Origin of the sequence: Shewanella sp. 10N.286.45.A1 (genome assembly GCF_041470405.1) — a bacterium.
In the GTDB taxonomy this organism is placed as follows: Bacteria; Pseudomonadota; Gammaproteobacteria; order Enterobacterales; family Shewanellaceae; genus Shewanella.
On record NZ_JBFRMK010000357.1, the window covers coordinates 1 to 236 of the forward strand.

General features: G+C 43.6%; 1 pseudogene. It reads left to right on the forward strand.

Annotated elements, in window-relative coordinates:
• Nucleotides 1-152, forward strand: a pseudogene (locus AB4238_RS21040) (IS91 family transposase); the annotation flags it as partial.
• Nucleotides 153-236: the final 84 nt, after the last annotated feature.

Below are 236 nucleotides of genomic sequence, written 5' to 3' on the forward strand. Positions count from 1 at the left end.
GTACAGTGTTTGCTCCGCTTGAAAAAATCAGCCAAGCCCGGGCGACACGGCCTTGCCCTTGCTGCCATAAACCGATGAAATTTATCCAAGTCCACACTCGACTGACAAACTTTATCATGCAACAAACAAGGCAGCCTAACCCCACCGTTTAAGCGGAAGGATGAACGTAAAGATTTTAGTCACAGAGAAAAGCTATTACGAGGTGGAAATAAAAAGCTTAATGTAAAGCATTGATA